General features: G+C 73.1%; 2 protein-coding genes. Both read left to right on the forward strand.

The features are described 5' to 3' along the window. The first annotated feature begins 78 nt into the window (after positions 1-78). A complete protein-coding gene (locus tag AC08OP_RS23355; protein ID WP_476616137.1) occupies positions 79-1,491 on the forward strand; it encodes a diaminobutyrate--2-oxoglutarate transaminase family protein in 1,413 nt (470 codons plus the stop codon). A 161-nt stretch (positions 1,492-1,652) separates the two neighbouring features. Next, positions 1,653-3,162: pyridoxal phosphate-dependent decarboxylase family protein (locus AC08OP_RS23360; protein ID WP_476616136.1), on the forward strand; the 1,510-nt coding region annotated here is incomplete at its 3' end.

Genomic DNA, 3,162 nt, shown 5'->3' on the forward strand with positions numbered 1-3,162 from the left:
ACTACGACCCCCGTCGCCGCCAGGTCCACGCCCGCAGCCCCCGCCACCGCGGGTCCCACGTCCGCACCCACGGGTGCCGTGAACCCGGCCATGATCCTCGCGCGTCAGCGTCAGCGCGAATCGGCGGCACGGACCTATGCGCGGACCCTCCCGATCGTGCCTGTCCGGGCGTCCGGAACCATGGTTCTCGGCGCGGATGGCCGCCGCTACCTGGACTGCCTGGCCGGCGCCGGAACGCTTGCACTGGGACACAACCATCCGGTGGTGACCGAGGCGATCACGTCGATGCTCACCCGAGGGGCCCCTTTGCACACGCTCGACCTCGCCACCCCCGAGAAGGACGCCTTCACCGATGAACTCCGTGGCTGCCTGCCGGCCGGCATGGGGAGCGATGTGAAGCTGCACTTCTGCGGCCCGAGCGGCGCCGACGCGGTCGAGGCGGCCATCAAGCTCGCGCAGACGGTGACGGGCAACCAGACCATCCTCGCGTTCACCGGTGGATACCACGGGATGACGGCGGGCGCCCTGGCCGTGACCGGGAACGTCGCCGTCAAAGATCCTCTGCCGCCGTCGACATCCGTCGTACGGCTGCCGTTCCCCTTCCCCTACCGGTGCCCGTTCGGGGTGGGGTCTGGTCGCGCCCCCGGTCCGGACGGTGCCGAGCTGTCCGCCCGCTACATCGAACGTCTCCTCGATGACCCGGCCGGAGGGGTCGTCAGGCCGGCGGCACTGATCGTAGAACCGGTTCAGGGCGAGGGCGGGGTGATTCCCGCGCCCGACGGCTGGCTCCGCGCCGTCCGCGAGATCACCCGTCGCCGCGGCATCCCACTGATCCTGGACGAGGTCCAGACGGGAGTCGGTCGCACCGGGAAGTACTGGGCCGCGCAGCACAGCGGTATCACCCCCGACATCATCGTCATGTCCAAGGCGATCGGCGGCGGGCTGCCACTGGCCGTCATCGCCTACCGGTCTGAGCTGGACACCTGGGCGCCCGGGGCACATACCGGCACCTTCCGTGGAAACCAGCTGGCGATGGCCGCAGGCCACGCCACGCTGCGCCTGGTGCGGGAGGACCGTCTCGACGAACGCGCCGCCCGGCTCGGCACGCGCCTACTCACCGGTCTGGCGGAGATCGCCCGGGACCGGCCGCAGGTGGGCGACGTGCGCGGCCGCGGGCTGATGCTCGGCGCCGAGATGGTCGATCCGACCGCAGCCCCCGACCTCGTCGGCGCGCACCCCGCCGACCCGCAGCTCGCCGGTCTGGTACGGGCCGAATGTCTGCGCCGCGGCCTGATCATCGAGCTCGGTGGGCGGCACGGCGCGGTCGCCCGGCTGTTGCCACCACTGATCCTCAGCGATGAGGAGGGCGATCGCGTCCTCGCAATCCTCGCCGACGCCATCGATGCCGCCGTCCGCAGGCTCTCCGTCCACGCGGCCTTGGGACACCCACCCGCCGATCAGGCACCCGTCGGGTTCGGATCCGCCGGATGATCCCCCCGCGCAGCCCTGACACACCTGTCGCCACCGCGCCGGCCGGAGAGCCCACGCCGGCCGGGAAGCCCACGCCAGCCGGGAAGCCCACGCCAGCCGGGAAGCCCACGCCGGCGGAGGAACAGGGGCGGAGGAATGGGGGGCCCACGGACGGTCCGCGGATGCGGGAGGTCCCTATTCTCCCGGGGCTACGGCCAATGGTCGATCTCGCGTTGGCCGCCCTCGACGATGGCCGCCGGATCCGCGGCGGCCCGCTGCCCGCCGGTGGTCCACCGGTGGTGCGCGCCATGACCAGGGCTGCCCTCGGCCTGACTCCGGCCGATCCGATTCCGGCCGATCCGACCCCCCCGGACGGTACAGGGACCCTGCTACCGAGGGCCGGAATCGGCCCGTCGGCCGCGCTGACCGGCCTGGTCGAAGCCCTGGCCGCCGGTTCCGCGGACCCGGCGGACCCATGGTGCGCCGCCCATCTGCACTGCCCCCCGCTGGCGGTCGCGGTCGCCGCCGACCTCGCCGTGAGCGCCCTCAATCCGTCCCTGGACTCCTGGGACCAGGCTCCCGCGGCCACGACGATCGAGACCGAGGTTGTCGCGACCCTGGCCACGCTGGTCGGCTTCGATCCGGACCGGGCCACCGGCACGATCACCACCGGCGGGACCGAATCGAACCTGATGGGCCTGCTCCTCGGTCGGGACGCGGCCCGCCGTGGCCCGACCGGGCAAGACGCTCTGGGCCCGGCCGCCCCGGGTCACGATGCCGGGCACCGAGGAGGCCCCGGGCACCGAGGAGCGGACCGGCCGGCACCTCGGGTGTTCCGTTCGGCGGCGGCACACTTCTCGATTGATCGGGCGGCGTCCCTGCTCGCGATCGACGATCCTCCGGTGCGGGTCATCGAGACCGACGGCCAGCACCGGATGCGCGTCGAGGCGCTACGCCACGCCCTGGCCGCGCACGCCGGGCCGGCCATCGTCGTGGCCACTGCGGGTACCACCGATGCGGGCGCGGTCGACCCGCTTCGGCAGATCGCCGCGGTGGTCGAGGAACATCGCGTCCGGTTAGGTGGGGCGCACGACCCGAGCGGGCTATCGGACATGGAGGCAAGGTCCGGCGGGGCGGCCTGCTGGCTTCACGTGGACGCCGCCCACGGCGGCGGCGCGTTGCTGTCCGATCGGCTGGCCGGCCTGCTGGACGGACTCGACCTCGCAGATTCGGTCGCACTGGATCTGCACAAACTGGGCTGGCAGCCGGCGCCGGCCGGGGTCTTCCTCACCGCCCGCGACGACGGCTGGACCAGCCTCGCGACACGGGCGGAGTACCTCAACCCGGAGGATGACGAAGCGGCCGGCTTCACCAGCCTGCTGGGCCGGTCGCTGCGGACCACCCGCCGCGCGGACGCCTTCCCCATCGCGGTCACCCTTCGGGCTCTCGGCCGCGACGGTCTCGGCGCCCGGGTGGATGCCTGCCATGATCTCGCGCAGCACGCGGCACGGACGGTGCGCGCCGACCCTCGTCTCGAACTCGCCTTCCCGGTAACACTCAGCACCCTCGTCTTCCGCTACCGGCCGCCACAGATCACCTCGGATCCAACCGCGTCCGGCACCACCCTGTCCGGCCCCACCGCGTCCGGAACCACCCCGTCCGGACCCGCGGGCCCGCCCTCCCCCGACCGGG

The organism is Frankia sp. CeRuru1, from assembly GCF_977966315.1.